Below are 24,914 nucleotides of genomic sequence, written 5' to 3' on the forward strand. Positions count from 1 at the left end.
GGGCTGTTCAGAGCGCTGCAGGCGGACACGCGTCCGGCTTCCTGCGGCGCAGCCATCCGAGCAGCCTTTGTGTTCGCGGGGACTCCGGCGTCGTGAGCCGGTCATCCGGCCCGGGGTGCCGTGGTCGCGAGGCGTGCTGAGCACTGATCGGTGACGGCGCGGCTGCTGACCGTGGAACCACGAATGGTGGATCCGCCGACGCCGAGTCCGCTGCGGATGAGGCGGTCGGTGTCGGGCGGGGCACGGGGCGGTCCTGCCTGGCTTCGGAAAGGCTCTGAGCCAGGTCGGCCCTGAGCCAGCCGATCTCGTCGGGATCATCCGCCGTCGCGATGCGCTCGGCGATCCGCGCCGCCGGCGATTCCGGGGCTGCCCGCGAAACACGTTCGGGCCGCAGGCTGTCGAGGCGGGCGCGCTCGTGGGGATCCTTGACGATCTCCGCCACTTCGACGGGATCGAGCAGGGACGCCACCACGGCTGCCTGGGCCCAGGGATCCTCGGTCTGCCTCAGCAGGAAGCCCAGGTGGCGGCCGCGCCAGTTGCGCGGCCGGAGGTCCAGGCCTTCGTCCAGCTGATCTCGGAGTCCTTGGGGCGTCCGGCCGGTCATCAGTGGCGCGTTCTGCTGGTCCGCGGCGAACTGCCGCAGTTCCTCGGCGAGGTAGAGCCAGACCACCGCCCGGTAGCGGTTCAAATAGAACTTGACCGGCACCACCAGTCCCAGGCGCGCGAGTCGGGTGAACCGGGTGGTCGTGACGCCCATGAGAGCGGCGCCCTCCGTGGTGCCGACAGCCTTGACCCGCTCGCGCAGCACCTCCGGGAAGCCGTCCTCGGCGCGCACCCGGTCGATCTCGGCGCGCGCGACCCGGCGTCCCCCGCCTCCCTCGTCGGGAACCGAGCGCACACAGCCGAGGTGCAGGGCGAGATCGAACTCGCCGCGCCTGAGATCCAGTTCTCGTGCCGCGCGGCTGAGCGACGAGGTGGCGGACTGCGTGATGGTGCTTGCGGACATGGCTGTCTCCCCCGGGCTGTCGGGCGCTCGCGCCGGTGCGCGCTCGCTCCGGGAAAAACCGTATCCGGCTTGCCGGACATCGTGTCGAGCCTGTGGACAACCCCGCCCACGACGACATATCCGCACGTCAGAGGTCTACGATGGGTTTGCCTTCCGGCTGTCGCACGTCCACGCGAAGGTGTTGGCCGACGCGGTTCACCAGCAACGTCATCTCATAGGCGACCTGGCCGATGTCCGACTCCGCGCCGCTGAGGACGCACAGACAGCTGCCCGCTCCGGCCGCGGTGACGAAGAGCACCGCCTCGTCGAACTCGATCATCGTCTGCCGCACTTGTCCGGCGCCGAAATGGCGGCCGGAGCCTTTCGCCAGGCTGTGCAGCCCCGACGAGACGGCGGCGAGGTGCTCGGCGTCCTCGCGCCGGAGTCCGGAGCTCGCGCCCGTCACCAGCCCGTCGTTGGACAGCACCAGCGCGTGCCGGACGTGCTCGACCCGTTCGGTGAGGTCGTCCAGCAACCAGCCAAGTCCCGTGTTCTGCTCCATGATCCGGTCTCCCCCCGCGTCGTTCCCCCTGGCCGGAGGATTCGACCAGCAAGCCTTCCCCACAGCCGCCGTCCGGGCAAGGAGGATGGGCGGCATGGCAGAGAAGATGACCGACGAGCAGTGGCGAGCATTCGTCTCGCAGGGGACCCGCACGGGGAAGCTGTCCACCGTCCGGGCCGACGGAAGTCCCCACGTGACACCGATCTGGTTCCTGCTGGACGGCGACGACGTGGTGTTCAACACCGCGAAGGACAGCGTCAAGGGACGGAACCTGGCCCGGGACGGCCGCGTCGCCCTGTGTGTGGACGACGACCGGCCGCCCTTCGACTTCGTGGTGCTGGAGGGCCGGGCGGTGCTGTCGGAGGATGTCGACGAGTTGCGACGCTGGGCCGCCCGGATCGGCGGCCGCTACATGGGCGAGGAGCGCGCGGAGGAGTTCGGCAGGCGCAACGGGGTCCCGGGTGAACTGCTCGTGCGCGTGAGGATCGAGAAGGTTCTGGCCTACGCGGCCGTGGCCGACTGAACACGGCGGCCACGTAGGCGTGGGCGCCCAGGGGCTGAGCAAGGGCGTCCGTCGGTCCCCCGCGGTGTCAGCCGACGGAGTCGAGCAGCCGGGCGGTGTGTACCCGCCCGGCGTACTCGACGAGCCGGATCAGCACCTCCTTGCCGGAGTCACGGTCTCGCGCGTCGCACAGGACGACCGGTGTACCCCGGTCGAGGTCGAGGGCGCGGGAGACGTCCTGGGCGCCGTACGCGCGAGCGTCCGCGAAGCAGTTGACGGCCACCACGAACGGGATGTGGCGGTGCTCGAAGTAGTCCACCGCGGGGAAGCAGTCTTCGAGCCGTCGGGTGTCCGCGAGGACGACAGCGCCCAGGGCGCCCGTCGACAGTTCGTCCCACAGGAACCAGAACCGGTCCTGCCCGGGTGTTCCGAAGAGATAGAGCGACAGGCCTGACCTGATGGTGATGCGTCCGAAGTCCATGGCCACGGTCGTGGTGACCTTCTGGTCCACTCCGTCGGTGTCGTCCACCGACTGACCGGCCTCGCTGAGCAGTTCCTCGGTGCGCAGCGGTCGGATCTCGCTGACCGCGCCCACCAGGGTGGTCTTTCCCACGCCGAATCCACCGGCGACCAATATCTTCAGCGCCAGGGCGGTCGAGTCGCCACCCGAGGCGTCGGAGTACTCGGAGACCATCGATCACTTCTCTCGGGAGTGCCGACAACCGTCGGCATCGGTGCTTCGGTAGCGGTGAGCGAAGTCAGCATCATGACAACCGCGGCGCCGCCGGACGGGGTTGGACCGCACATTGCCCCTTGCGATCGGAACCCGCCCTTTCGGTGCCCAGGTGTGAACGCGATGAGCCACAGTGCCGACCGAAGTGGGTCGCCCTAGAGCGCCCTCAGTCCCTCGATCACCTCGCGGAGGATTCGCTCGTCGGGCAGTTGCGCGGGGGGCACCGGGCGGCTCACGGTGACGCAGCTCCGTTCCAGGAGGTCGCCCAGGAGCACCCTGACCACCCCCAGGGGAAGATCGGCGTCGGCGGCCAGTTCGGCGACCGACTGGGTCTCGGTACGGCACAGTTCGATGAGGGTGCGGTGCTCCGGACCGAGCGAGGTGTCGTCGTCGGCTCCGGGTGCGCCCGCGTCGAGCGTGACCAGGGCGATCAGATCGAACTGGACCCCGGTCGGACCGGCTTTGGTACGGCCGCCCGTCATCGCGTAGGGGCGGACGAGCGGTCCTGCCTCCTGGTCGTACCACTGGCTGCCCGGCTGCGGCGGGGCTCCCGGAGTGTCCTCGGTCATCTGCACAGGCCGTCCTCGGTCATCCCGCGGCCGGCGGCTGTGCGGCGACGCGCGGTGGGGCGTGGAGATGCTCGCCGACGCGCTTGACCAGGAGCGCCATCTCGTACGCCACGAGGCCGATGTCGGCGGTCACGGCGGTCAGGACGGCAAGGCAGGAACCGTCCCCCGCCGCGGCGACGAACAGGAAGCCCTCGTCCATCTCCACCATCGTCTGGCGCACCCCGCCCGCGCCGAAGTGGCGGCCCGCTCCCTTGGCAAGGCTGTGGAATCCGGAGGCCACAGCGGCGAGGTGTTCGGCGTCCTCACGCCGCAGACCGGTGGACGCGCCCACCGCCAGTCCGTCGTTCGACAGCACCACGGCGTGTCGTACTTCCGCCACGCGCAGCACCATGTCGTCCAGCAGCCAGTCGAGTTCGCCGGACCGGTGGGCGGCTCTCGTACTCGGGTCCTGGATCATGCGGGGTCTCCTTCGCTGCTGTCGCTGCCCGCTTCCGGGTCGGGGGTGGCGCCGACGCCGGGTGACCGGCCTCCGCCGCGTACCCAGCCGGCTCGGTACGCGGCCATACGCGCCCTTACGAGTTCGGGTGTGCGCTCGTCGTCCACCCCGGGCACCGGGGGCTCCATCTGCTCCTCGGCACGCTGTCCGCGCAGCTGGGGGGCCAGGTTCGCCTGGCGGACACGCCGGGGAAGTTGGTCGGATTCGGGATCCTCCGGGGGACGGTGCAGCCTGAGGGCCGCGACTCCCGAAGGCGGGGTCTCCCGCGAACCGTTGGCCGGGGCTTCGGTGGCCTTCTGTCTCGGTGGGACCAGTGCGGGCCGCTCGACGACGGGCTGGACGGCGTCCTGCTCCGGGACGGCCGACACGCGCGCGTACTCCCTCTCCACCGGCCTGTCCGCGTCGGCCTGACGGAGGGAACGTTCCGTCGGACCGTCGTGCAGCAGCGCCGTGGGCAGCAGGACGACCGCGGTGGTGCCCCCGTAGGGCGAGGTCCGCAGGTGCACCTTGATGCCGTGCCGGGCCGAGAGCCGGCTGACCACGAAGAGGCCGAGCCGGTCGCTGTCGAACAGGTCCAGCGCCTCGGACTGCTCGATACGCCGGTTGGCCTCGTCGAGCCTCTCCTTGCCCATGCCGAGGCCCCGGTCCTCGACCTCGATGACATAGCCGTTTCCGACGGGTTCGCCGGTGATCCGCACTCTGGTGTGCGGGGGCGAGAACTGGGCGGCGTTCTCGACGACTTCCGCCAGCAGATGGGTGAGGTCGGCGACCGCACCTCCGACCACGGCCGCCTCGGGGAGTTGCCGTACCTCCACGCGCGCGTAGTCCTCGACTTCGGAGACGGCGGCCCGTACCACGTTCGTCAGGGGGACGGGCCTTCGCCAGGCCCGGCCGGGCGCGGCTCCGGAGAGGATGATCAGGCTCTCGGCGTGACGCCGCATCCGTGTGGTGAGGTGGTCGAGCCGGAAGAGGTCGCTCAGCTCGTCCGGATCTTCGGACCTGCGCTCCATGGTGTCCAGCAGATTCAGCTGGCGGTGCACGAGAACCTGGCTGCGCCGGGCGAGATTGACGAAGACCCCGGAGATGCCACCGGCCAGTTCCGCGCGCTCGACGGCGGCACGCAGAGCGGCTCGGTGCACCGTGTTCAGCGCTTCGGCGACCTGTCCGGTCTCGTCCTCCGAAGGCCCTCCCAGCGGGGCCTCGGCGTCCACGTCGACCGACTCGCCCGCACGCAGTCTGCGCATGGCCGCGGGGAGTTTCCGACGGGCGATGTCCAGGGCGCTGTCGCGCAGGCCGACCAGCTCGACGACGAGATCTCGTCCGATGCGCACGGAGATGATCAGCGAGGCGACGACGGCGGCGAGGCCGAAGAGGACCGCGGCACCGGCGGGGGTGAGCAGCGCCTTCCCGAACGGGTCGGCCCGGTCCGCGTCACCGCGGCCCGCTTCGGCACCGATCGCGCGCATGGCGTCCTGCACACGCGCGTGGGCGAGGTTCCAGACGGTCTCCGGCGCGGCGTCGAGGGCCTTGGCCCCGGGGCGCGAGACGAGCACCTTGTCCTCGACGGCACGCACGTCCCCGTACGCGCTTCCCTCCACGAGGTCGTTCCAGGCGGCTCGTTCGGGCCCGCTCAGATCTGTCGCGGCTGCGTCCGTCAGTGTGCGGCGGGTGCCGGCGGCCCCCGTGAACAGCCGTAGCCGCTCACCGTCGAGGGTCCCGGCGAGCCGGGCTGCGCCGAGCACGGCGTCCTCCTGGGCCAGCGCCTCTCCCGCCCGGGAGAGTTCGAGCAGGACGCGGTCGTCGGAGCGCAGGCCCGTGCCGGGGATGCCGGTGAGCGCTCCGTCGACGCTGAATGCCGTCGCGATGGTCCTGGTGTACTGGCCGTACGCCTCGCCCCATCCGGTACGGCGGTCCAGGACGGCGGTGCGCAGCGGCCGCAGTCGCTGCGCCTCGGTGACGAAGGTGCCGAGCCGCCCGGCGACTCCGGCGGGCAGGTCGGCGCCGTCGGCGACGGTGTTGTGGTCCCCCAGGCGCAGCTTCGCCACGGCGCGGTCGGTGAGCCGTGAGAGGTCCTTGAACTCACTCGGCTGCACCGTGGCGGGGTCGGCCGCGTAGCGGACGGCCGCTGCCCGTTCCGCCTGGAGCGCGGCGACGGCGGTGTCGACGGGAGCCCGGACCGTCGAGTCCACGCGTTGCAGCTGGCGCAACCGGGCGATGTCCTGCGCCGTGCTCACCGTGGCGAAGGCCCACAGGGCGAGCAGGGAGACGATCGGCACCATCAGGAGGCTGACGATCTTGGCCCGGACGGTGCGGGGCCTGATGTGCCACCGCCCTCCGCGGAGTATTTCCGGCGAAGGCCCGGCGGCCGGCTCGCCGACGTCGGCGCCTTCGTCGGCAGGCGGTCCCGCGTGTGCGCGGCGGCCGCGCAACGTGGGCGGTGGTTGGCCGCCGGCTGTCGTGGTCCTACGGGGTGTACGCATGGCCTCCTCGATCGGAGAGATTCGGGGCGTGCCGTCCGGGCCGCGTGGCTCCGGGCCCGCCGTCAGCGGGCGACGCTCTCGACCGGCCGCCGGTCCGGCGCGGCTGCTTCGCGCCGGTCGGACATCGGGGACAGCGCGACGAACGCCGCTGTGAGGAAGAGGTAGGACCCGAGACCGACGGCGAGGGGGAAGATGAACTGCATCGCCGTGGCCCCGGGCAGGGCGCCGCCGGAGGGGCTGACGCGCACGCTCACCGCCATCATTCCGGTGTAGTGCATGCTGCTCACCGCACCGCCCATGACGAGAGAGGCGACGGCCACTGCGACGGGCGACCGGATGGAGAGCGCGGCCCACAGGGCGGCGGTCGCAGCGATCACGCCGATCACGACGGAGAGCCCGATGAGCGCCGGGTCGTAGCGCACCTGGCCGTGCATGCGCAGCGCCGCCATGCCCAGGTAGTGCATGCTCGCGACGCCGAGTCCGGTGGTGAGCCCGCCGAGGACGAGTGCGCGCCTCCTGTCGCGGCCGTATCCGACGGCGAAGAGGCCCGTGCCGACGACGGCCATGGCGATCAGCAGGCTGAAGAGGGTGAGCGGCACGTTGTAGCGGATCTCCGTACCGGTGACGCCGAAGCCCAGCATCGCCACGAAGTGCATCGTCCAGATGCCCGTGCCGATCGCGGAGGCCGCGGCGAGGAGCCAGTTGCGGCGCGACCGTCCGGCTGCGTCGAGCGCGCGGACCGTACACCGCAGTCCCAGTGCGGCACCGATGCAGGCCATCGCGTACGACAGTACGGGGGTCAGCCAGCCGAAGGCGGCGTGGTCCAGGTGTCCCATGACCCAGGGACGCTAGTGCGCACGGGGGCGCACAACTGGGGCGCATTTCGAAAGCTGTTGCAAAGTGGCGAAGAGGTGCACCAGAGCGATCGTGTCAGGCTCGAACGTGTGCACCGCGTCATCCTTCGTGTCGGTGAGAGATCATGCGGCACATGAGCGACGACCACACACACGTCCAGGAGTTCTTCGCCGCGCGCGCCGCCGACTGGGACACCCGGTTTCCCGACGACGGGCCCGCGTACGCGGCCGCGGTGGCGCGCATGGGGCTGCGCGCGGGCGACCGCGTGCTCGACGCGGGCTGCGGCACCGGGCGCGCCCTGCCTCCGCTGCGAGCGGCCGTGGGTGGCGCCGGGGTGGTCCTCGGAGCGGATCTGACCCCGGCCATGCTGGAGGCCGCCGTCCGGGCCGGACGGGACCGCGACGGGCGGCTGCTCCTGGCCGATGTCACCGGACTGCCCCTGCGTACGGAGTCGCTGGACGCCGTGTTCGCGGCCGGACTCGTCGCACATCTGCCGAACCCGCGGGAGAATCTGCGGGAGTTGGCCCGGGTGGTGCGGCCCGGCGGCACGCTGGCCCTCTTCCACCCGATCGGCCGGGCGGCGCTCGCGGCCCGCCAGGGACGGCAGATCACCCCGGACGACTTGCGTGCCGAGGTCAATCTGCGTCACCTGCTGGCCGGTTCGGGCTGGGACATGACCTCGTACGTGGACGAGGACGCACGCTTCCTCGCCCTCGCCGTACGCCGGGATGATCGCCGGTAGAACCCTGCCCGTCAGGCCGGGCCGGCGACGGCCGCGGCGAAGGCATCGGGATTGTCGAACATGATGTTGTGTCCGGCGCCCGGCACGGTGACGACGCGCACCCCCGCCGCCTCCAGGCCTTCGGCGCCCGGCAGTTCACCACTCAGCTCGCCCTGGAGATAGACGCGCTCCGCCGTCAGTCCGACGAGCAACTGACGCATCGTGGGGCTGGTGCCCTGCATGAGGCCCTTCGCCGTGCGGTGCAGAGCGCGTGGATCGGCGAGGCGCATCGTCGCGGCCCAGGAGGGGCCGACCTTCTCGAGCACGCGCGCGTGGCCGCCGTTCTCGACGTAGTCGTCCTCCTCGTAGGAGGCGATGCCGCTGCTGCCCGCGGTGACCGGAGGGTACGGGTCGAGGTTGGCCTCCACGAGGACGAGCCGTGAGACGAGGTCGGGCCGCCGGTCGGCGAGCACGATGGCGACGGCACCGCCCATGCTGTGCGCGACGAGTTCCGCTCCGGTCACACGGGCGTCGTCCAGGGCGACCGCCAGCGCCGCGGCGTGGTCCTCCAGGGTGTAGCCGAAGTCCGCGGGCCGGTCGCTGATGCCGTGCCCGGGCAGGTCGACGAACAGGGTGCGCCGGCCTGCCAGTTCGGGGCGGGCCGCGATATGGGCGTTGTAGACCGTGGAGGCCGATCCGAGTCCGTGCACGTAGACGCGCGCCGGTCCGTCGCCGGCCGCCTCGGTCCAGCGGATCCGGCTTCCCCTGCCGTCGAACTCTGCCTGCCGCACAGCACTCCCCTGTTCGCCGTTCCTTCGTTTCTCTCAGCACCAGGAGAATACATCGGTTCCGAGGTATAGCGATAGCGATGTACAACGCTGGTGCGGCAGAATGTGGTCATGCTGGAGCTGGCCATCCTCGGATTTCTGTACGACGCCCCACTGCACGGCTATGAGCTGCGCAAACGCATCACCGCCCTGACGGGACACGTGAAGCCCGTGGCGGAGAGCACGCTGTACCCCGCGATCAAGCGGCTGGAGAACGCGCATCTGCTGGAACGGACCACACAGCCCGGCTCGGTGGCCGCCCCGCGTCACGTCCTCACGCTCACCGAGGAGGGCGGGCGCGAACTGCGCCGCAGGCTCGCGGAACCGGCGCGACGCGACATCACGGACGAGAACCGCTGGTTCACGGTGCTCGCCTTCCTGAGACACCTGGAGAACCCCGAGGCCCAGGCCGCCGTACTGCGTCGCAGGCTGGCCTTTCTGGACGAGCCCGCGAGCTTCTTCTACGACGGCGACCGTCCTTTGCGCGCCGAGGAGTTGGACGACCCCTTCCGTCGCGGCATCCTCACCATCGCGCGGGCCACGAGCCAGGCCGAACTCACCTGGCTGCGGACCACCCTCGACTCACTCGACGCGGTCGGCAGGTGAGACGAGGCAGCACCGCACGCCGGGGGAACTCGTACGCGGAGTTGAGCCGGGGGATGCCCGAGGCCTCCTGATCCGGATCCGTCCGGCGGATCTGTTCGAGCCGCTCGTAAGGCTTCACCGGGCCGTCCCCCTTCTGTCTCCGCGACTCCAACTCTACGTTGAGTAGCAGCAGATGGACGGTCAGCGATCGATCGCACAGGGGAAAGGTGACCCGATGTCCGGCATATTCGGCAGGCTCCGCACGATGGGACGCAAGAAGACGGCCGAACTGCCCGAAGGGAACCCGCCGACAAGGGCACGGCAGGAGAGGAAACGCACCTACAACCTCTTCGAGGCGGCTGCGGTGTACGTGTCCGCGTGCGCGGAGGACAATCAGGAGCAGATCGACGAGGCGGCCGCCTGGGTGTCGCCCGAGGCGCTGTCCTTCGGTGTGAACGAGCTCGCCTGCCGGGCCGTGATCGCTCTCGCCCGGGAGCGCGACGAGTCGCCACAGGCGGTCGCCCGAACACTGCTCGGCCTGCCCGCGGCCTGACAGGGTGGGGCCCACGAGGGCGTTTCGCCCCCGTCCAGCCGGATAACTGCAGCTCCGCATGTGTTTCGGGCCCGTGACAAGCGCCTTCCGGTCGCTTAAGGTGCGCCGACAGATGGAGCGATCGGGAGGCTGGAATGGCCGGGACGGACGAAGACGCCGTCGCCACCGGGGACGACGACGCGCTGTACGTGCTGACGGCGGTGTTGCTGACACCGGCGAAGTTCCCCAGCGTGCTGGGTGACGACTATCCGGAGGCCTGCGCGACGCTCGACCTCGCCCCGCTCGCCGAGGGGTACGGACTGGTGCTCGGCCAGGACGGAGAGGGCGCGCGGTGGACCGTGGTGATCGACGACGTCTCACTGGTCGCCGTCGCCATCGCCTCCTGGGACTGCGGGATGGAACACGAGCTGTCGCCGGACGAGCGGACGGTCGTCGCCGCGCTGCCCGGCTGGCCCCTCGACGTGGCCGTCTCGGCCCCCGGGATCCCGGCTCCGCACGATCCGTCGACCGAGCTCACGGAGCGGCCCCCGCTCAGCCCGCCGGACACCGCCACCTGGGGGCCGGCTCAGCGACGCCTCGGCGCGGACGAGATCGCGCTCCAGTGGGCGACATGGCGCGAGCAGATCGACGACAGTGAGTTCGCGCCCTCGGACGGCGCCGAGGCGTCCGAGACCCCGGACAACGCCGAGGGCGGGGACGAGAGCGGTGACGGCGCGGACCGCACCGGTGTTCGCCGCGTTCTCGCCGAGGCGCGCTCGTATGTGGACACACCGCCTCCGCTGGGCCGTGTCCGCTCGTCCTTCGCCACGGGCGACGCTCGCACCCTGCGAGCCGACGGCCCCGGCTGGTCTCTCGTCGCCAGGACCGACGACATCGCGTTCGTCCTGCTCGACGAGGAACCCGGCGAGGTCCTGCCCGTCGGCCGCGGACCGGAACTGCCCGGCCTCCTGGAAGCCCTGGACAAGATGGCGGTCCGCCCCAGCTGAGTGACCGCGCCACGCGGAATCCGCGTGGCGCGGCCCCTGCCGGTCCGTCGCGTCAGCCTCTCCGGCCCTCAACGGGCGTCACCGGACCTCTCCGGCCACGGTGAACCGAAGGGCGGCCGGCGCGGCGGCGGTCGCTCCTCAGCGACCGAGCTCCTTACGGGTGGCACGGCGCAACCTGCGCCGCTGCGAGGGGTCCAGCGCCAGGTACGCGGCCGCCGGGACTCCCAGCACGATCAAGAAGGCGGCCCACCAGGGCAGCCAGATCAACAGGATCAGGCCGACCGCCACACCCCCTGCGGCGATCTTCGCGTTCTTCGACATGTGTCGCCTCCTCCGCGGCTGCTGCCGCTCTCTGTCCTGAGAACGGGTCCCCGTGTCCCACGGTTCCGGACCGCGACCCTGATACGTCCCTGACGCTTGCCCCCTACGCGACCCTGAGAACAGCCAACTCCAGGCAGCGCCCGCGCACCAGGGGTCGGGCACGGCCGGGTGCGAGGCGCCCGGTTGTCACGCACGCGTCCGGGAAGTGCGCGCGGAAGCCGCGGATCATGACCGAAACGGGTTCTCGTACACCCCCCGGCGTGCTGTACCCTCGGCGACCCGGCCCCCAGTAGTCAAACTTGAGGAATGCATCATCGCTGAGCAGAGGATTCCCGCGGCCACACCCGCCGAGATCTCCGAGCTGGCACGCTGCCACGCCGTTTTCGTGCCCGCCGGTCCGTCACGTACGGGCGGCATCGCGTTCTGGCATCCGACGGGTGACGGGCCTTCCGTCGTGGCGTCCGGCTCCGCCGAGCACCTGACAGTGGTCCTGCCCGCGGAGGGCGGAGGCGTCGAAGCCGTGTCCGTACCCGCCCTGCTGCTGCCGGTGAGGGACGCCCTGCCGGTCCTCACGCGCGCGCGTGCCGCCGCACACGCCCACCGGGCGACCTCGTTCTGGGGCGCGGCCGCCGTCCTCGCCCTCCAGTTCGCCGCTCGCGGGCTGCTGCTGCCCGGGCTCACGGCCGAGGACCATGACGTCTGGCGCGCCGGCCCGCTGCGCGCGGAGGACCTGGAGCGCGTGCGTGAACTGGCCGCCGCGATGCCGCCGGAGGCGCACGCCGTGCCGGTGGCGGGCACCGAACCACCGCTGCTGCCCGATCCGGAAGGGCTGGTGCGTGCCTTCCTGGACGCCGTCGCCGACGCCCTTCCGCGGTCTCCGGCGGCGGCGATCGCGGCGGGTGGTCCGCCCTTCGCGGCGCCGGAGCCACAGCCCGTACCGCAGCATCGCGCATGGGCCAGGGAAGTGGCCGCCGTTCACGACGCGGACGTGCGGATCTCTCTGCGTGTGGAGGTGCCGGGGCTGGCGTCGGCCGTGCCGGAGGAGACGCGGACGCCGTTCCGCGCGGTACTGCAACTGCACAGCGTGAGTGACCCCGCTCTCGTCGCGGACGCCGCGGCCGTGTGGGCCGGGTCCTCGCCCCTCGGCCCGCGCGCGCGGATGGACGCCCTGCTCGCGCTGCGGCGCGCCGTCCGGGCCTGGCCGCCCCTGGCTCCACTGCTCTCGGCCGCCGTGCCCGATTCCGTCGAGCTCGCCGACGAGGAGGTCGGTGAACTCCTCGGAGCCGGCGCCCGGCTGCTGGCACTCTCCGGTGTCGACGTGCACTGGCCGAGGGAGCTCGCACGGAAGTTGACGGCCCGGGCGGTCGTCGGCCCGCACGAGGAGGCCGGTAGTCCGGGCGGGGTCGCGTCGGCCAGCGAGGACGGCTCCCGAGCCAAAGCTCTCTCGGACGCCCCGTCGTTCCTGTCGGCGGACGCCCTGCTCTCGTTCGACTGGCGGTTCGCACTGGGCGACCAGCAGCTCACGCGGCAGGAGCTGGACCGGCTGGCCGAGGCGAAACGTCCCATCGTGCGCCTGCGCGACCAGTGGGTCCTCGTCGACCCTGAGGAGGTACGCCGCGCGCAGGCGCAGCGGGACCGCCGGGTCACACCCGTCGAGGCGCTGAGCGCCGCTCTGACAGGCTCTGTGGAGGTCGACCGCGGCCGGGTCGACGTCGAGCCCACGGGGTGGCTGGCGGCGCTGCGAGAGGCCTTGGCCGACCCTGAGGGGCAGCGGCCCGTCGGGCAGCCCGCGGCACTCCGCGCGACCCTGCGTGACTATCAGTCCCGGGGCCTCAACTGGCTGGCCCGGATGACCTCCCTGGGCCTGGGCGGCTGTCTGGCCGACGACATGGGCCTCGGCAAGACGATCACGCTGATCGCACTGCATCTGCACCGGCAGACCGACGAATCGGCCGCGGGTCCGACGCTCGTCGTCTGCCCGGCCTCCCTGATGGGCAACTGGCAGCGCGAGATCGAGAGGTTCGCCCCCGGTACCCGGGTACGCCGTTTCCACGGTTCCCGGCGCAGCCTGGAGGGCCTCGGTGGCGGCGAGTTCGTGCTGACGACGTACGGCACCATGCGACTCGACGCGCCACGGCTCGGAGAGGTGTCCTGGGGTCTGGTGGTCGCGGACGAGGCCCAGCACGTCAAGAACCCGTACTCGGCGACCGCGCGGGCGCTGCGCACCATCGGGGCACGCGCGCGCGTGGCGCTCACCGGCACCCCGGTGGAGAACAATCTCTCGGAACTGTGGGCGATCCTCGACTGGACGACACCGGGGCTGCTGGGCCGGCTCGGCACCTTCCGCACCCGCTACGCGCAGGCGGTCGAGAGCGGAAAGGACCCCTCGGCCGCCGAGCGACTCGCCCGGCTCGTAAGCCCGTTCCTGCTGCGCCGCCGCAAGTCGGACCCCGGCATCGCACCCGAGCTGCCGCCGAAGACCGAGACCGACCGTGCCGTGGCGCTCACCAAGGAGCAGGCCGGCCTGTACGAGGCGGTGGTGCGCGAGACCCTCGCGGAGATCTCGGGCGCGGACAGCATGGCGCGGCGGGGTCTGATCGTGAAGCTGCTCACCGGCCTGAAGCAGATCTGCAACCACCCCGCGCAATTCCTCAAGGAGGAAGGACCGAGGATTCCCGGCAGGTCCGGGAAACTGGAGCTGTTGGACGAACTGCTCGACACCATCCTCTCGGAGGGGGCGAGTGTTCTGGTCTTCACGCAGTACGTGCAGATGGCACGCCTCATCGAGCGCCATCTCAGCGCGCGTGCCGTGCCGACGCAGTTCCTCCACGGCGGAACGCCCATCCCTGCACGCGAGGCGATGGTGGAGCGCTTCCAGGAGGGCGAGATCCCGGTCTTCCTCCTGTCGTTGAAGGCCGCCGGCACGGGGCTGAACCTGACGCGCGCGGAGCACGTCGTGCACTACGACCGCTGGTGGAACCCGGCCGTCGAGGCGCAGGCCACGGACCGCGCGTACCGCATCGGCCAGAACCGGCCGGTCCAGGTGCACCGGATCATCGCCGAGGGGACGATCGAGGACCGGATCGCCGACATGCTGCGCCGTAAACAGCGGCTGGCCGACGCCGTCCTGGGCTCGGGCGAGGCGGCACTCACCGAGCTGACCGACACGGAACTGGCCGACCTGGTGGAACTGCGAGGGGGCGCACGATGACGGATCACGACCGGGAGCGCACTTTCGAGCCGCTGCCGCCCGCGGGCGGACGGGGTTTCGCGCAGACGTGGTGGGGCCGGGCCTGGCTGACGGCCCTGGAGGACGCGGCGCTGGACTTGGGGCAGCTCAAGACGGGGCGCCGGCTCGCGCGAGCGGGGGCGGTCGGCGCGGTGTCGGTGCGGCCCGGGCGGGTCACCGCCGTGGTCAAGGACCGTGACGGCACCGCCCATCGCGCGGACGTCCTGCTTCAGGAGCTGTCCGAGGAGCAGTGGGAACGCTTCCTGGACATGGCCGTGGAGCGCGCCGGTCACATCGCGGCGCTCCTCGACCGAGACATGCCACCGCACCTGGTCGAGGACGCGGCGGCCTCCGGAGTCGAACTCCTGCCGGGGCTCGGCGATCTCGACGCGGAGTGCGACTGCGGCGCCTGGGACCACTGTGGCCACACGGCCGCGCTCTGCTACCAGGTGGCCCGGCTGCTCGACCAGGATCCGTTCGTACTGCTCCTGATGCGCGGGCGCGGTGAACACACCCTCCTGGACGACCTCCAGGAGCGCGGCAGGCAGCCCGTCCACGAGCCGCGCGACGACCGTCAGGAAGGCGTGGACGCCGCCGAGGCGTACGCGGCCGGTGACATCCTGCCCTCGCTGCCCGGCGTTCCCCACCTGCCCGACGAGCCCGGACATCCGCCGTCCTTGGACACCGACGCGGCGCCCGCTCCCGGATTGGATCCCGCCGCCCTGGAGTTCGTCGCCGCCGCGGCTGTGGGCGAGGCATACCGAATGCTGGCCGAGGCACTGTCGCCCGGACACGGGGAGCATCCGGTGGAGGCGGGACCGACCCTCGCCCAGGACGCGGTTCGGCTGGCCGCCGGCGACCCCGACGACGAGACCGCCGGGCGGCTCGCCGCGGGTTCGGGGCGCGAACGCGAGGACCTGCGCCTCGCCGTGCAGGCCTGGCGGTACGGGGGTGTCGCGGCGCTGTCGGTCCTCGAGGACGAGTGGCTCGTCGAAGGGGAAGCACTGACACGCGCGCGTGCGGCCCTGCAGGCGGCCTGGGACGAGGGCGAACGCCCGAGGCTGCGCGCAGCCCACAACCGCTGGACGGCGGTCGGTACCTCCACGCAGCTGCGGCTCGGACACGACGGCAGGTGGTGGCCCTACCGCAAGGAGCGGGGCCACTGGACGCCTGCGGGGCCGGCGGTCAGGGACCCGGCGACCGCTCTGGCCACGACCGAGGAAGACCCGATGAGTGGTTGACACCCGGCGTTCACCCTCAGGTCGCACGCCGTTCGACGCCGGGGCCAACTCTGGCCGCTGTCAATGAACTTGTGCCTCAGGAGGCCTGATGTCCCCGCATGCCGTCGGCCGGCGCCCCGTCCACCGATCCGTCGCCCTGGGCATGCCGCTCGCCGTGCTGGCCGCCTTCGTGGTGGCGGGCACCGCCGGCGCGACGCCCGGACCCGCCCAGCCGCGGGTCACGCACACCGCGACGCTGGGAGACCTGCCCCTCGGCACGTTCAGCAACACGCTGCTGCCCGGCACGGTGAACGACGACCGCGGTGTCGACCTCGGCGGCATCGGCAGCGACCTCTACCCGGCAGGACGCAAGGGCGAGTTCTGGACGGTCACCGACCGGGGGCCCAACGGCCAGATCAAGGTGGACGGCAAGAAGCGACGGACGTTCCCGGTGCCGGGCTTCGACCCGGCGATCGTGAAGATCCGGGTGCGCGGTGACAGCGTGACCGTGCTCGACGCGATGGCGATCACCACGTCCTCCGGGAAGCCGGTCACCGGGCTGTCCGACCAGGCGGGACGCGACGAGGCGCCGTACTCCTTCGACGCGCAGACCCCGCTCGCGTACAACCCGAACGGCGTGGACACCGAGGGCATCGTGCGGGCGAAGGACGGTTCGTTCTGGCTCGTCGACGAGTACGGCCCGTCGCTGATCCATGTCTCCGCGCGCGGGAAGGTGCTCACGCGCTATGTGCCCAAGGGGCTCGGCCTGACCGGCACGGACTACCCGGTCGTCGAGGCGCTGCCCGCCGTTCTGCTCCACCGGAAGATCAACCGAGGCCTCGAAGGGCTCGCCCAACTCCCCGACGGCGACCTGGTGATGGCCCTGCAGAGTCCGCTCTCACTGCCTGACGGGAACGCGGGAGACGCTTCGCGCACGACGCGGCTGCTGCGCTTCTCACCCAAGAAGCGCGCCGTGACCGCCGAGTACGCCTACCGCTTCGACCCGGTGAGCGTGGTCGACCCGAGCGAGGACGACACCTCCGAGCTGAAGATCTCCTCCGTGGTGGCCGTCGGCCGCGACCGGCTGCTCGTCGAGGAGCGCACCGACAAGGCGGCCCGTCTGCAGACGGTACGGCTCACGCGCGACGCCGACATCCTCGGCGGCCCGTGGGACAGCGACACGACATCGCCCTCCCTGGAGCAGCTGGACGACCCGGCGTCGGCCGGTGTCCCGGTGCTGGGCAAGCGTCTGGTCGTCGACCTGGGCACTGTCGCGGGGGTCCCCGGCAAGATCGAGGGCGTCGCGCGCGTGGACCACGACACACTCGCCCTCATCAACGACAACGACTTCGGAATGACCGACGGGACCGGTGCCTTCGACCCACAGGGCCGGCTCGTGGACAGCGGTATCGAGACCAGCGTGACCTACGTACGACTGCCGCGCGGGATCTGATCCCGGCCCTTCGGGCTCGGCACGCGCGCGGGGACGATGGACGGCGGCCACGCGCGCGTGCCGATCACTTCAACGGTTTCGTGAGTTTGTGGGTGCCCTTGCCGACGTCCGCGGCCAGGCTGCAGGCGACTTTGTCGATGCCGATCTTGTAACCGCCGGTGTCGGGGTACTGCACGAGCGTGTCCCGCACCGTGCCGGCGGCCTGGCCGGCCGCCTTTCGCTCCAGAGGCCCCTGGCACAGCGTGGACGCGGCCTTCTTGAGAGCCGCGTTCGTCTTGTAGGTGCCGTTGAGTTCGGCGACCTTCACGACTTCCGCGTCGTGCGGTTCGGTGCACGGGCGCTTGACCGCCTGCCCCGGCAGGCCGTCGTCCGTGTCGAAACAATCGCCCTTCTGGAGCATGTAGTAGGGCACTTCGTCGTCCGCGAGCGACGGGAAGAACGATTCCGGATCGGTGGGCACCAGTTCGGTGGGCACGAGGTCGGTGGGCACGAGGTCGGTGGGCAGGTCCGAGGGAAGCGAAGGCACGACACTGGGCAGGCCCGAGGGAAGAGAGGGCAGTCCGGACGGCAGACTCAGCGAGGGACTCGGCGAACGCCCTGTGCTCTCGGTGGGGGACTTCTTGTCCTCGGTGCCGCCGCCGGTGGCCGCCACCGCCACGGCGACGATGACGCCTATGCCGACGATCACGGCGATGACGAGGAGCAGGGTGTTGCGGCGCCGCCCTCCGCGATGACCGCCGGGTCCGCCCGGCGGTCCGGGAGGCGGACCCGGAGGCGGCGTTGGGGGCCATCCCCCGCCGCCCTGCCCGGGAGGCCGATCGCCCCCCTGTGACGGCGAACCGTAGTCCCCCGAGGGAGGTCCGCTTCCCCCCGCAGGAAAGCCGTAGCCACCAGGCGGCGGACCATAGCCCCCCGAGGACGGAGGGCCGTAACCACCCGAGGACGGGGGACCGTAGCCGCCCGAGGACGGCGGGCCGTAACCACCCGAGGGCGGAGGGCCGTAGACCCCGGACGGCGGGTCCGGAACATCACCGCCGGGAGGCGGCACGCCTCCCGGCGGCCGTGAAGGCTGAGGCGGTACGGGCGGCATGGCCATACCGCCAAGAGTCGCCTCGAACCGGTCATGGCGCGACCCCTGTGCGGAAGTTGATACGGACTCATGCCATGGATCGCATGATTCCGGTGAATTCCACGCGAAGATCGACAGCCGAAGAGGGCGGACCGGACCCGCCCGAAGGCGGGTCCGTGCGCCCGGGGAGCGATCCCGATCAGCCTCGCGCGCCCAGGAGATGGTCCATCGCCAGCTGGTCCAGGTGCTCGAAGGCCATCCCTCGCGCGGCCGCGGCCTCGACGTCGAAGTCCTCGAAGGCGGCGCGGTCGGCGAGCAGCCCCGCCAGGCCGTCCTCCGCGGTGGGCTTCGCCAGCTCGTCCAGCCGCGAGGCGCGCAGCGCCGCCTGGACCTCGGGGTCGGCCCGGAAGGCGGCCGAACGCTCGCGCAGGATCAGGTAGTTGCGCATGCAGCCCTCGGCCGACGCCCATACGCCGTCGAAGTCCTCGGTCCGCGGCGGCTTGAAGTCGAAGTGCTTCGGGCCCGCGTAACCGGCGCTCTCCAGAAGGTCGACCAGCCAGAAGGCGGCCCGCAGATCGCCCGCGCCGAACCGCAGGTCCTGGTCGTACTTGATGCCGGACTGTCCGTTGAGGTCGATGTGGAAGAGCTTGCCCGCCCACAGTGCCTGCGCGATGCCGTGCGGGAAGTTCAGCCCGGCCATCTGCTCGTGACCGACCTCGGGGTTGACGCCGTACAGCTCCGGGCGCTCGAGGCGCTCGATGAAGGCGAGGGCGTGACCGACGGTGGGGAGGAGGATGTCGCCGCGCGGCTCGTTCGGCTTGGGCTCGATCGCGAACTTCAGGTCGTAACCCTGGGAGATCACGTACTCGCCGAGGAGGTCGAAAGCCTCCTTCATGCGGTCGAGGGCGACGCGTACGTCCTTGGCGGCCCCGGACTCCGCACCCTCCCGGCCGCCCCAGGCGACGTACGTCTCGGCGCCGAGTTCGACCGCCAGGTCGACGTTGCGGATGGTCTTGCGCAGCGCGTAGCGGCGCACATCCCGGTCGTTCGAGGTGAACGCGCCGTCCTTGAAGACGGGGTGCGTGAACAGGTTGGTGGTGGCCATCGGCACCTTGAGGCCGGTGGCGTCCAGGGTCTGCCTGAACCGCTTGATGTGCGACTCGCGCTCGCTGTCCGAGGATCCGAAGGGGATCAGGTCGTCGTCGTGGAAGGTCACTCCGTAGGCGCCGAGCTCGGCCAGGCGCTGCACCGACTCGACCGGGTCCAGGGCGCGCCGGGTGGCGTCGCCGAACGGGTCCCTCCCCTGCCAGCCGACGGTCCACAGGCCGAAGGTGAACCTGTCCTCGGGGGTGGGCTGGTAGTTCATGCCGCGGCTCCTTGCTAGCTCCGACTATTTCGTCATGGCAGTTTACAAATTAGTATGCGAACGCTTCCCTGGGAAGAGACGAAGTACGAAACCCTGGTCACGTCGGTCCAGGGACGAAGCGCGGGATCCGGGTCGTGGCGGCCTGGACAGCCCCGTGACCAGGACAGATCCCGCGGAACCGCGGAAGAGGGAGAGCCCGATGTCAGCAGCCGAGGGTCCGCTCGTCGTCGGGGTGGACTCGTCCACCCAGTCCACCAAGGCCCTGGTCGTCGACGCGTCGACCGGACAGGTGGTGGCGAGCGGACAGGCGCCGCACACCGTCTCCACCGGGGCGGGCCGCGAGAGCGACCCCCGCCAGTGGTGGGACGCGCTCTGCGAAGCGCTGCGCCAGTGCGGTGACGCCGCGCACGAGGCCGCGGCGGTGTCGATCGGCGGGCAGCAGCACGGGCTGGTGACGCTCGACGCGCGGGGCGAACCCGTACGCCCCGCCCTGCTGTGGAACGACGTGCGCTCGGCACCGCAGGCGCGTCGGCTGGTCGAGGAACTCGGCGGCCCGAAGTCCTGGGCCGAACGGACCGGCAGCGTGCCGGCCGCGTCCTTCACGGCCACGAAGTGGGCCTGGCTGGCCGAGCACGAGCCGGACGCCGTCCGGGCGACGGCGGCGGTCCGCCTGCCCCACGACTACCTCACCGAACGACTCACCGGGCAGGGCACCACCGACCGCGGCGACGCCTCGGGCACCGGCTGGTGGGCCTCCGGGACGGAGGCGTACGACGAGGAGGTCCTCGCCCACATCGGCCTCGACCCCGCCCTGCTCCCCCGCGTCGTCCGGCCGGGCGAGGTGGCCGGAACGGTGCACGCCAAGGGTGAGCTCCCGTTCTCCAGGGGCACTCTGGTGGCGGCCGGGACCGGGGACAACGCGGCCGCCGCGCTCGGCCTCGGGCTGCGCCCCGGCACCCCGGTCGTGAGCCTCGGCACCTCGGGCACGGTGTACGCCGTCTCGACGCGCCGTCCCGCCGACCCGAGCGGCACCGTGGCGGGGTTCGCGGACGCGCACGGCCACTGGCTCCCACTGGCCTGCACGCTGAACTGCACGCTGGCCGTCGACCGGATCGCCGCGCTGCTCGGCCTCGACCGCGAGGCCGTCGAGCCGGGTGCCTCGGTGACGCTGCTGCCCTATCTGGACGGCGAGCGCACTCCGAACCTGCCCCACGCCTCGGGGCTCCTGCACGGGCTCCGGCACGACACCACGGGCGGACAGCTGCTCCAGGCCGCGTACGACGGCGCCGTGCACTCCCTGCTGGGCGCCCTGGACCTGGTGCTGGACGCGGACGCCGACCGCTCGGCGCCGTTGCTGCTGATCGGCGGCGGTGCGCGGGGCAGGGCCTGGCAGCAGACCGTACGCCGGCTCTCGGGCCGGCCCGTCCAGGTGCCCGAGGCCAGGGAGCTGGTCGCGCTCGGCGCCGCCGCCCAGGCGGCGGGTCTGCTGACCGGAGAGGACCCGGCAGCGGTCGCCCGGCGCTGGGGCACCGCCCGCGGGCCGGTGCTCGACGCCGTGGAGCGGGACGAGGAGACACTCGCGAGGATCACCGGGGTACTCTCCGACGCGGCCCCGCTGCTCGAACGGGAGCCGAACAAGAACTGACCAGGGTCGACCAGGCCGCCCGGCGGGGACCGGCTCCCACGCATGCCGGTCCGACGTGAGCCGGTCCGGCTGTGGGGCCACCCACCGGGCCCCTCACGACGAGGGACCGCCTGGTGGGGACCGGCACCGACAGAGGCCGACGGGAACGGCCGGACGAGGATTGACGGAGGCATGACCGCACCGCTGCACGAGGCCCACCCCACCGGTTCCGGCCGGCGGCTGCCCGACACCCAGCAGGGCATGCGCCGCCGCAACCTCTCCCGGGTCATGCACACCGTCAGCGCCGAGGGACCGTTGTCACGCGCCGCCGTCGCCTCCCATATCGGCCTGACCCGGGCGGCCGTGTCGACGCTGGTCGACGAGCTGATCCGCGCGGGGTTCCTCGAAGAGCTGGGGCCCGAGCGGCCGGGCACAGTGGGGCGTCCCGGCTCCGCGCTCGCGGTCAGCGGCCACGGTCCCGCCGGGATCGGCGCGGAGGTGGGCGTCGACCATCTCGCGGTGTGCGCGGTCGACCTCCGCGGCGCCGTGCGGGCCCGGGCGGTACGCCACGGCACGAACCGCGGGCGGCCGGCCGAGCCGGTGATCCGCGAGCTGACCACGCTGATACGCCAGGTCGTCGCCGAGGCCGAGCGGGAGGGTCTGTGGCCCGCGGGCCTCGCCGTCGCCGTCCCCGGACTCGTGGCACGCGATGCCCGGACCGTGGTCCGCGTCCCGAATCTCGACTGGCACGACACGGACCTCGGCGCGCTGCTGCCCTCGGAACTGCCACTGACCGTGGACAACGAGGCGAACTTCGGCGGTCTCGCCGAGCTCTGGCTCGGGGACGCGACCCCACGTGACTTCCTGCACGTGTCCGCGGAGATCGGAATCGGCGCCGCGGTGCTCGTGGACGGGCGACTGCTGCGCGGTACCCGTGGTTTCGCGGGCGAATTGGGCCATGTGCCCGTACGTCCGGAGGGACCGGAGTGCCCCTGCGGTGGACGCGGGTGCCTCGAACAGTACGCGGGCGAGGAAGCCGTGCTGCGTGCCGCAGGTCTGGAACTCGGCGAGGACCGGGTCGGGCTGCTGAGCCGACGCGCCGCCGAGGGCGATCCGGACGTACGCCGTGCTCTGAGCGACGCCGGAACCGCCCTCGGCATCGCCCTGACGGGGGCGGTCAACCTGCTGGACCCGGAGACGGTCGTGCTGGGCGGGGCGCTCGCCGGTCTCGCACCGTGGCTGCTTCCCTCGCTGGAGCGCGAGTTGGCCGGACGCACGGCGGGTCCCGCCTGCGCCGTTTCCGTCTCCCGACTGGGATCCGAGGGACCCCTGCTGGGCGCGGCTCACTCGGTGGTGCGAGGGGTGCTCGACGACCCGGCGGCGGTGGCCGGGCGGTCATAGGCGGCGGAAGCCGGGTCGTTCCCCCTTGCGGGTGATCGTCTTGTCCACAATCGCCGGGCCGTCCACCGACCCGCGCCTCGCCCTTCCTGCCCAACCGGCGGGCGCCGTACCGTAATTCACGCGAGGCGCAGCCGTCCTGCCGATGGCTGCATTCCGGGCGGATCGGGGGGCACATGTCGGACGCGCTGTTCTGGATGTCGGTGTTCCTCACGGTGGTCGGCCCGACGATCGCCGATGCCGGAACGCGAGCCGGCGTCCCCACGCGAACGGCCTTCGTCCTGGGCCGGATTCGGGTCCTGTCGCTGCCTGGCGTCATCGCCTTCGTCCTCGCCCCGCCGACGGCCGCTGGCCTGCGGGTCTTCGACCTCCCGACCGCGCCGCCCGCCCCCGTGTCGTGCGCGGGGCCGGTCGTGGCGGTCCGGATGTCGGCCGGTGTCGTGATATTGATCATCCTGCTCCGCCGCCCCGGGCGGACAGCCGGGACCGCCCGTGTCCACCTCGAGACTTCCACCCCCGCCCCTCGGCAGAGCGGAGCCGTGCAGCCATGAGCGACCCCCGGATCCTGACCGTGCGGCCCGAGCCGGGCGAGTTCGCCTGGACGTTCGGCGGCGCACCGCCCGTGGCACGCATCGCGCCGGGCACCGTGCTGGATCTCTACACCGAGGACTGCTTCGCCGGACGGGTGCGCTCCGAGAAGGACTTGGTGTCCGAGGTGTGCGAGTTCCCGTTCCTCAATCCGCAGACCGGTCCCTTCCATGTGGAGGGGGCGGAGCCGGGTGACACGGTCGCGGTCCACTTCGTCTCGATCGAGCCGGCCCGGGACTGGGCGGCGTCGACGACGGTCCCCCTGTTCGGGGCCCTGACCTCCACGCACACCACCGCGACGCTTCAAGCGCCGCTGCCGGAGACCGTGTGGATCTGGCAGCTCGACCGGGAGCGGCGAACCGCGCTGTTCAGCGCGCGGGACAGCGACATCCGGATCGAGCTGCCGATGGATCCGATGCACGGCACCGTCGGTGTGGCGCCCGCGAACCTGGAGGTGCGTTCCGCCCTGGTGCCCGACGCTCATGGCGGGAACATGGACACTCCGGAGATGCGGGCCGGGGTGACCTGCTATCTCGGTGTGAACGTCGAGGGAGCCCTGCTCAGTCTCGGTGACGGGCACGCCCGGCAGGGTGAGGGCGAGACCTGCGGAGTCGCCGTCGAGTGCGCGATGAACACGGTGGTGATCGTCGAGCTCCTCAAGGGGGTCGCCACCCCGTGGCCGCGCATCGAGTCCGACACCCACATCATCTCGACCGGCTCGGCTCGGCCCCTGGAGGACGCGTTCCGGATATCCCAGCTCGACCTCGTGCGGTGGCTGGTGCGCGACTACGGGTTCAGCGAGCTGGACGCGTACCAGTTCGCGACGCAGACGGTCGAGTCACCCCTCGCCAACGTCTGCGACACGAACTACACATGCGTCGCCAAGCTGCGCAAGGAATGGCTGCCCGCGCGTGAGACCCATCGCGGACTGCACGCCCGACTGCGCGAGACGGCCGCGGCGCTCCGGCACTGACCGCGCGACCCGCGGGAACCCGGACCGGCTCTCCGACTCCGCCTCCGGTCCCCCACCATCCGTCCTCACTGCCCCACCCCACCCCCCCACCGACGAAAGGCCAGCACTCCATGGAGCGAGCACGGTCGTTCCCGAGCCGGCGGCGGCTGCTCAAGGGCGCTGCCCTCGCCGCCCTCCCCTACGCGTTACTCCCCGATGTCAGGGCGACGGCACAGACCGCGGCCGTCGACTATCCGGACGCCGAGTGGACTCCGGCGACCAGCTCCAACTACACGGCGTCCGATCGCCCCGACAGCTATCAGCTCGACTATGTGATCATCCATGTCACTCAGGCGACGTACGCCAACACCCTGGCCATCTTCCAGAATCCGCAGAAGAAGGTGTCCGCGCACTACGTCGTGCGCTCGGCCGACGGCCATGTCGCCCAGTGCGTGAGAGAGCACAACGTCGCCTGGCACGCGGGCAACTGGGACTACAACACCAGAAGCATCGGCATCGAGCACGAGGGCTGGGTGGACAATCCCGCCTACTTCACCAACGCCCTCTACGAGGAGTCGGCCAGGCTCACCGCCACGATCTGCGACCAGTACGGGATTCCCAAGGACCGCGCCCACATCCTCGGCCACTACGAAGTGCCGGGCACGGATCACACCGATCCCGGTCCGCTCTGGGACTGGACGCGGTACATCAGGCTCGTCAACTTCGCCTGACCCGGGGAGGCCTCTCGGTGAGCCCGGGCGGGCGCGCCGCGAGGCTCGACCGGAGGCACCGACCGGAGGCACCGACCGGAAGGTGAGCGTCACACGGGTTGTCGAGGCC

General features: G+C 71.6%; 24 protein-coding genes. 13 read left to right on the top strand and 11 right to left on the bottom strand.

The window, feature by feature from the left end; all coding sequences use genetic code 11:
* Positions 1 to 7: 7 nt before the first annotated feature.
* Positions 8 to 1,006, bottom strand: coding sequence for a DUF6397 family protein (locus tag OG788_RS08485; RefSeq protein WP_406369881.1), 999 nt, complete (start codon positions 1,004 to 1,006; stop codon positions 8 to 10).
* A gap of 127 nt (positions 1,007 to 1,133) precedes the next feature.
* Positions 1,134 to 1,547: a roadblock/LC7 domain-containing protein gene (locus OG788_RS08490; RefSeq protein WP_406369883.1), complete on the bottom strand. Its 414-nt coding sequence runs from the start codon at positions 1,545 to 1,547 to the stop codon at positions 1,134 to 1,136.
* A gap of 94 nt (positions 1,548 to 1,641) precedes the next feature.
* Here OG788_RS08490 and OG788_RS08495 point away from each other — a divergent pair, with 94 nt between their 5' ends.
* Positions 1,642 to 2,070, top strand: coding sequence for a PPOX class F420-dependent oxidoreductase (locus OG788_RS08495; protein ID WP_351535249.1), 429 nt, complete (start codon positions 1,642 to 1,644; stop codon positions 2,068 to 2,070).
* Between the two features lie 67 nt (positions 2,071 to 2,137).
* On the opposite strand, the gene OG788_RS08500 is transcribed toward OG788_RS08495, so the two are convergent.
* The 5 genes from OG788_RS08500 to OG788_RS08520 all read right to left on the bottom strand — a co-directional run bounded on the left by OG788_RS08500 (position 2,138) and on the right by OG788_RS08520 (position 7,163).
* Positions 2,138 to 2,743: an ATP/GTP-binding protein gene (locus tag OG788_RS08500; RefSeq protein WP_351535247.1), complete on the bottom strand. Its 606-nt coding sequence runs from the start codon at positions 2,741 to 2,743 to the stop codon at positions 2,138 to 2,140.
* Between the two features lie 194 nt (positions 2,744 to 2,937).
* Positions 2,938 to 3,351: a DUF742 domain-containing protein gene (locus OG788_RS08505; RefSeq protein WP_406369885.1), complete on the bottom strand. Its 414-nt coding sequence runs from the start codon at positions 3,349 to 3,351 to the stop codon at positions 2,938 to 2,940.
* Between the two features lie 19 nt (positions 3,352 to 3,370).
* Positions 3,371 to 3,808, bottom strand: a complete 438-nt coding sequence (locus tag OG788_RS08510) for a roadblock/LC7 domain-containing protein (protein WP_266755904.1) — start codon at positions 3,806 to 3,808, stop codon at positions 3,371 to 3,373.
* Positions 3,805 to 6,327 (bottom strand): nitrate- and nitrite sensing domain-containing protein, encoded by a 2,523-nt coding sequence (locus OG788_RS08515; RefSeq protein ID WP_406369886.1) that lies wholly within the window; start codon positions 6,325 to 6,327, stop codon positions 3,805 to 3,807. The genes OG788_RS08510 and OG788_RS08515 overlap by 4 nt, the downstream gene beginning before the upstream one ends.
* Positions 6,328 to 6,389: 62 nt before the next feature.
* A complete protein-coding gene (locus OG788_RS08520; protein WP_406369887.1) occupies positions 6,390 to 7,163 on the bottom strand; it encodes an MHYT domain-containing protein in 774 nt (257 codons plus the stop codon).
* A gap of 143 nt (positions 7,164 to 7,306) precedes the next feature.
* Here OG788_RS08520 and OG788_RS08525 point away from each other — a divergent pair, with 143 nt between their 5' ends.
* Positions 7,307 to 7,924: a class I SAM-dependent methyltransferase gene (locus OG788_RS08525; protein ID WP_406369889.1), complete on the top strand. Its 618-nt coding sequence runs from the start codon at positions 7,307 to 7,309 to the stop codon at positions 7,922 to 7,924.
* Between the two features lie 11 nt (positions 7,925 to 7,935).
* Here OG788_RS08525 and OG788_RS08530 read toward each other — a convergent pair whose 3' ends face one another.
* The gene (locus OG788_RS08530; protein ID WP_406369890.1) at positions 7,936 to 8,694 is read right to left on the bottom strand and encodes an alpha/beta fold hydrolase; all 759 of its coding nucleotides are present in this window, start codon (positions 8,692 to 8,694) and stop codon (positions 7,936 to 7,938) included.
* Between the two features lie 108 nt (positions 8,695 to 8,802).
* Here OG788_RS08530 and OG788_RS08535 point away from each other — a divergent pair, with 108 nt between their 5' ends.
* From OG788_RS08535 to OG788_RS08545, 3 genes are all read left to right on the top strand, one after another.
* Positions 8,803 to 9,336 carry a PadR family transcriptional regulator gene (locus OG788_RS08535; protein WP_406369891.1) on the top strand — a complete coding sequence of 178 codons (534 nt, stop codon included), beginning with the start codon at positions 8,803 to 8,805 and terminating at the stop codon, positions 9,334 to 9,336.
* Between the two features lie 244 nt (positions 9,337 to 9,580).
* A complete protein-coding gene (locus tag OG788_RS08540) occupies positions 9,581 to 9,868 on the top strand; it encodes a hypothetical protein (protein ID WP_406376707.1) in 288 nt (95 codons plus the stop codon).
* Positions 9,869 to 10,002: 134 nt separating this feature from the next.
* Positions 10,003 to 10,854, top strand: a complete 852-nt coding sequence (locus OG788_RS08545) for a hypothetical protein (RefSeq protein WP_406369892.1) — start codon at positions 10,003 to 10,005, stop codon at positions 10,852 to 10,854.
* Positions 10,855 to 10,992: 138 nt separating this feature from the next.
* Here OG788_RS08545 and OG788_RS08550 read toward each other — a convergent pair whose 3' ends face one another.
* Positions 10,993 to 11,175: a hypothetical protein gene (locus tag OG788_RS08550; RefSeq protein ID WP_261703155.1), complete on the bottom strand. Its 183-nt coding sequence runs from the start codon at positions 11,173 to 11,175 to the stop codon at positions 10,993 to 10,995.
* A gap of 313 nt (positions 11,176 to 11,488) precedes the next feature.
* On the opposite strand from OG788_RS08550, the gene OG788_RS08555 reads away from it, so the two are divergent.
* The 3 genes from OG788_RS08555 to OG788_RS08565 all read left to right on the top strand — a co-directional run bounded on the left by OG788_RS08555 (position 11,489) and on the right by OG788_RS08565 (position 17,077).
* Positions 11,489 to 14,386, top strand: a complete 2,898-nt coding sequence (locus OG788_RS08555; protein WP_406376708.1) for an SNF2-related protein — start codon at positions 11,489 to 11,491, stop codon at positions 14,384 to 14,386.
* Entirely contained in the window at positions 14,383 to 15,645 is a 1,263-nt protein-coding gene (locus tag OG788_RS08560; protein ID WP_406369893.1) for an SWF or SNF family helicase, read from the top strand. The genes OG788_RS08555 and OG788_RS08560 overlap by 4 nt, the downstream gene beginning before the upstream one ends.
* An 88-nt stretch (positions 15,646 to 15,733) precedes the next feature.
* On the top strand, positions 15,734 to 17,077 hold the full coding sequence (locus OG788_RS08565; RefSeq protein ID WP_406369895.1) for an esterase-like activity of phytase family protein: 1,344 nt from the start codon (positions 15,734 to 15,736) through the stop codon (positions 17,075 to 17,077).
* A 64-nt stretch (positions 17,078 to 17,141) separates the two neighbouring features.
* On the opposite strand, the gene OG788_RS08570 is transcribed toward OG788_RS08565, so the two are convergent.
* Together OG788_RS08570 and xylA are read right to left on the bottom strand one after the other, a co-directional pair.
* Positions 17,142 to 17,765 carry a hypothetical protein gene (locus tag OG788_RS08570; RefSeq protein WP_406369897.1) on the bottom strand — a complete coding sequence of 208 codons (624 nt, stop codon included), beginning with the start codon at positions 17,763 to 17,765 and terminating at the stop codon, positions 17,142 to 17,144.
* A 580-nt stretch (positions 17,766 to 18,345) separates the two neighbouring features.
* Positions 18,346 to 19,512: a xylose isomerase gene (xylA, locus tag OG788_RS08575; RefSeq protein ID WP_406369899.1), complete on the bottom strand. Its 1,167-nt coding sequence runs from the start codon at positions 19,510 to 19,512 to the stop codon at positions 18,346 to 18,348.
* 199 nt (positions 19,513 to 19,711) lie between these two features.
* Between xylA and xylB the strand changes: the two genes are divergently transcribed.
* The 5 genes from xylB (at position 19,712) to OG788_RS08600 (ending at position 24,805) form a co-directional block, all read left to right on the top strand.
* Complete coding sequence (xylB, locus tag OG788_RS08580; RefSeq protein WP_351535212.1) at positions 19,712 to 21,157, top strand: xylulokinase; 1,446 nt, start codon at positions 19,712 to 19,714, stop codon at positions 21,155 to 21,157.
* A 171-nt stretch (positions 21,158 to 21,328) separates the two neighbouring features.
* Complete coding sequence (locus tag OG788_RS08585; RefSeq protein WP_406369901.1) at positions 21,329 to 22,537, top strand: ROK family protein; 1,209 nt, start codon at positions 21,329 to 21,331, stop codon at positions 22,535 to 22,537.
* 173 nt (positions 22,538 to 22,710) lie between these two features.
* Complete coding sequence (locus OG788_RS08590) at positions 22,711 to 23,085, top strand: hypothetical protein (RefSeq protein ID WP_406369903.1); 375 nt, start codon at positions 22,711 to 22,713, stop codon at positions 23,083 to 23,085.
* On the top strand, positions 23,082 to 24,095 hold the full coding sequence (locus tag OG788_RS08595) for an acetamidase/formamidase family protein (RefSeq protein WP_406369905.1): 1,014 nt from the start codon (positions 23,082 to 23,084) through the stop codon (positions 24,093 to 24,095). Before OG788_RS08590 ends, OG788_RS08595 begins: the two co-directional genes overlap by 4 nt.
* A gap of 110 nt (positions 24,096 to 24,205) precedes the next feature.
* Positions 24,206 to 24,805, top strand: a complete 600-nt coding sequence (locus OG788_RS08600) for an N-acetylmuramoyl-L-alanine amidase (RefSeq protein ID WP_406369907.1) — start codon at positions 24,206 to 24,208, stop codon at positions 24,803 to 24,805.
* Positions 24,806 to 24,914: the final 109 nt, after the last annotated feature.

The sequence above is a fragment of the Streptomyces sp. NBC_00647 genome, assembly GCF_045207245.1.
Lineage (GTDB): Bacteria > Actinomycetota > Actinomycetes > Streptomycetales > Streptomycetaceae > Streptomyces.

What these genes read in the sequence shown, in the direction of transcription:
- OG788_RS08485 (WP_406369881.1), bottom strand. Translation starts at nt 1,006, where the DNA reads ATGTCCGCAAGCACCATCACGCAGTCCGCCACCTCGTCGCTCAGCCGC.
- OG788_RS08490 (WP_406369883.1), bottom strand. Translation starts at nt 1,547, where the DNA reads ATGGAGCAGAACACGGGACTTGGCTGGTTGCTGGACGACCTCACCGAA.
- OG788_RS08495 (WP_351535249.1), top strand. Translation starts at nt 1,642, where the DNA reads ATGGCAGAGAAGATGACCGACGAGCAGTGGCGAGCATTCGTCTCGCAG.
- OG788_RS08500 (WP_351535247.1), bottom strand. Translation starts at nt 2,743, where the DNA reads ATGGTCTCCGAGTACTCCGACGCCTCGGGTGGCGACTCGACCGCCCTG.
- OG788_RS08505 (WP_406369885.1), bottom strand. Translation starts at nt 3,351, where the DNA reads ATGACCGAGGACACTCCGGGAGCCCCGCCGCAGCCGGGCAGCCAGTGG.
- OG788_RS08510 (WP_266755904.1), bottom strand. Translation starts at nt 3,808, where the DNA reads ATGATCCAGGACCCGAGTACGAGAGCCGCCCACCGGTCCGGCGAACTC.
- OG788_RS08515 (WP_406369886.1), bottom strand. Translation starts at nt 6,327, where the DNA reads ATGCGTACACCCCGTAGGACCACGACAGCCGGCGGCCAACCACCGCCC.
- OG788_RS08520 (WP_406369887.1), bottom strand. Translation starts at nt 7,163, where the DNA reads ATGGGACACCTGGACCACGCCGCCTTCGGCTGGCTGACCCCCGTACTG.
- OG788_RS08525 (WP_406369889.1), top strand. Translation starts at nt 7,307, where the DNA reads ATGCGGCACATGAGCGACGACCACACACACGTCCAGGAGTTCTTCGCC.
- OG788_RS08535 (WP_406369891.1), top strand. Translation starts at nt 8,803, where the DNA reads ATGCTGGAGCTGGCCATCCTCGGATTTCTGTACGACGCCCCACTGCAC.
- OG788_RS08540 (WP_406376707.1), top strand. Translation starts at nt 9,581, where the DNA reads ATGGGACGCAAGAAGACGGCCGAACTGCCCGAAGGGAACCCGCCGACA.
- OG788_RS08545 (WP_406369892.1), top strand. Translation starts at nt 10,003, where the DNA reads ATGGCCGGGACGGACGAAGACGCCGTCGCCACCGGGGACGACGACGCG.
- OG788_RS08550 (WP_261703155.1), bottom strand. Translation starts at nt 11,175, where the DNA reads ATGTCGAAGAACGCGAAGATCGCCGCAGGGGGTGTGGCGGTCGGCCTG.
- OG788_RS08560 (WP_406369893.1), top strand. Translation starts at nt 14,383, where the DNA reads ATGACGGATCACGACCGGGAGCGCACTTTCGAGCCGCTGCCGCCCGCG.
- OG788_RS08565 (WP_406369895.1), top strand. Translation starts at nt 15,734, where the DNA reads ATGTCCCCGCATGCCGTCGGCCGGCGCCCCGTCCACCGATCCGTCGCC.
- xylA (WP_406369899.1), bottom strand. Translation starts at nt 19,512, where the DNA reads ATGAACTACCAGCCCACCCCCGAGGACAGGTTCACCTTCGGCCTGTGG.
- xylB (WP_351535212.1), top strand. Translation starts at nt 19,712, where the DNA reads ATGTCAGCAGCCGAGGGTCCGCTCGTCGTCGGGGTGGACTCGTCCACC.
- OG788_RS08585 (WP_406369901.1), top strand. Translation starts at nt 21,329, where the DNA reads ATGACCGCACCGCTGCACGAGGCCCACCCCACCGGTTCCGGCCGGCGG.
- OG788_RS08590 (WP_406369903.1), top strand. Translation starts at nt 22,711, where the DNA reads ATGTCGGACGCGCTGTTCTGGATGTCGGTGTTCCTCACGGTGGTCGGC.
- OG788_RS08595 (WP_406369905.1), top strand. Translation starts at nt 23,082, where the DNA reads ATGAGCGACCCCCGGATCCTGACCGTGCGGCCCGAGCCGGGCGAGTTC.
- OG788_RS08600 (WP_406369907.1), top strand. Translation starts at nt 24,206, where the DNA reads ATGGAGCGAGCACGGTCGTTCCCGAGCCGGCGGCGGCTGCTCAAGGGC.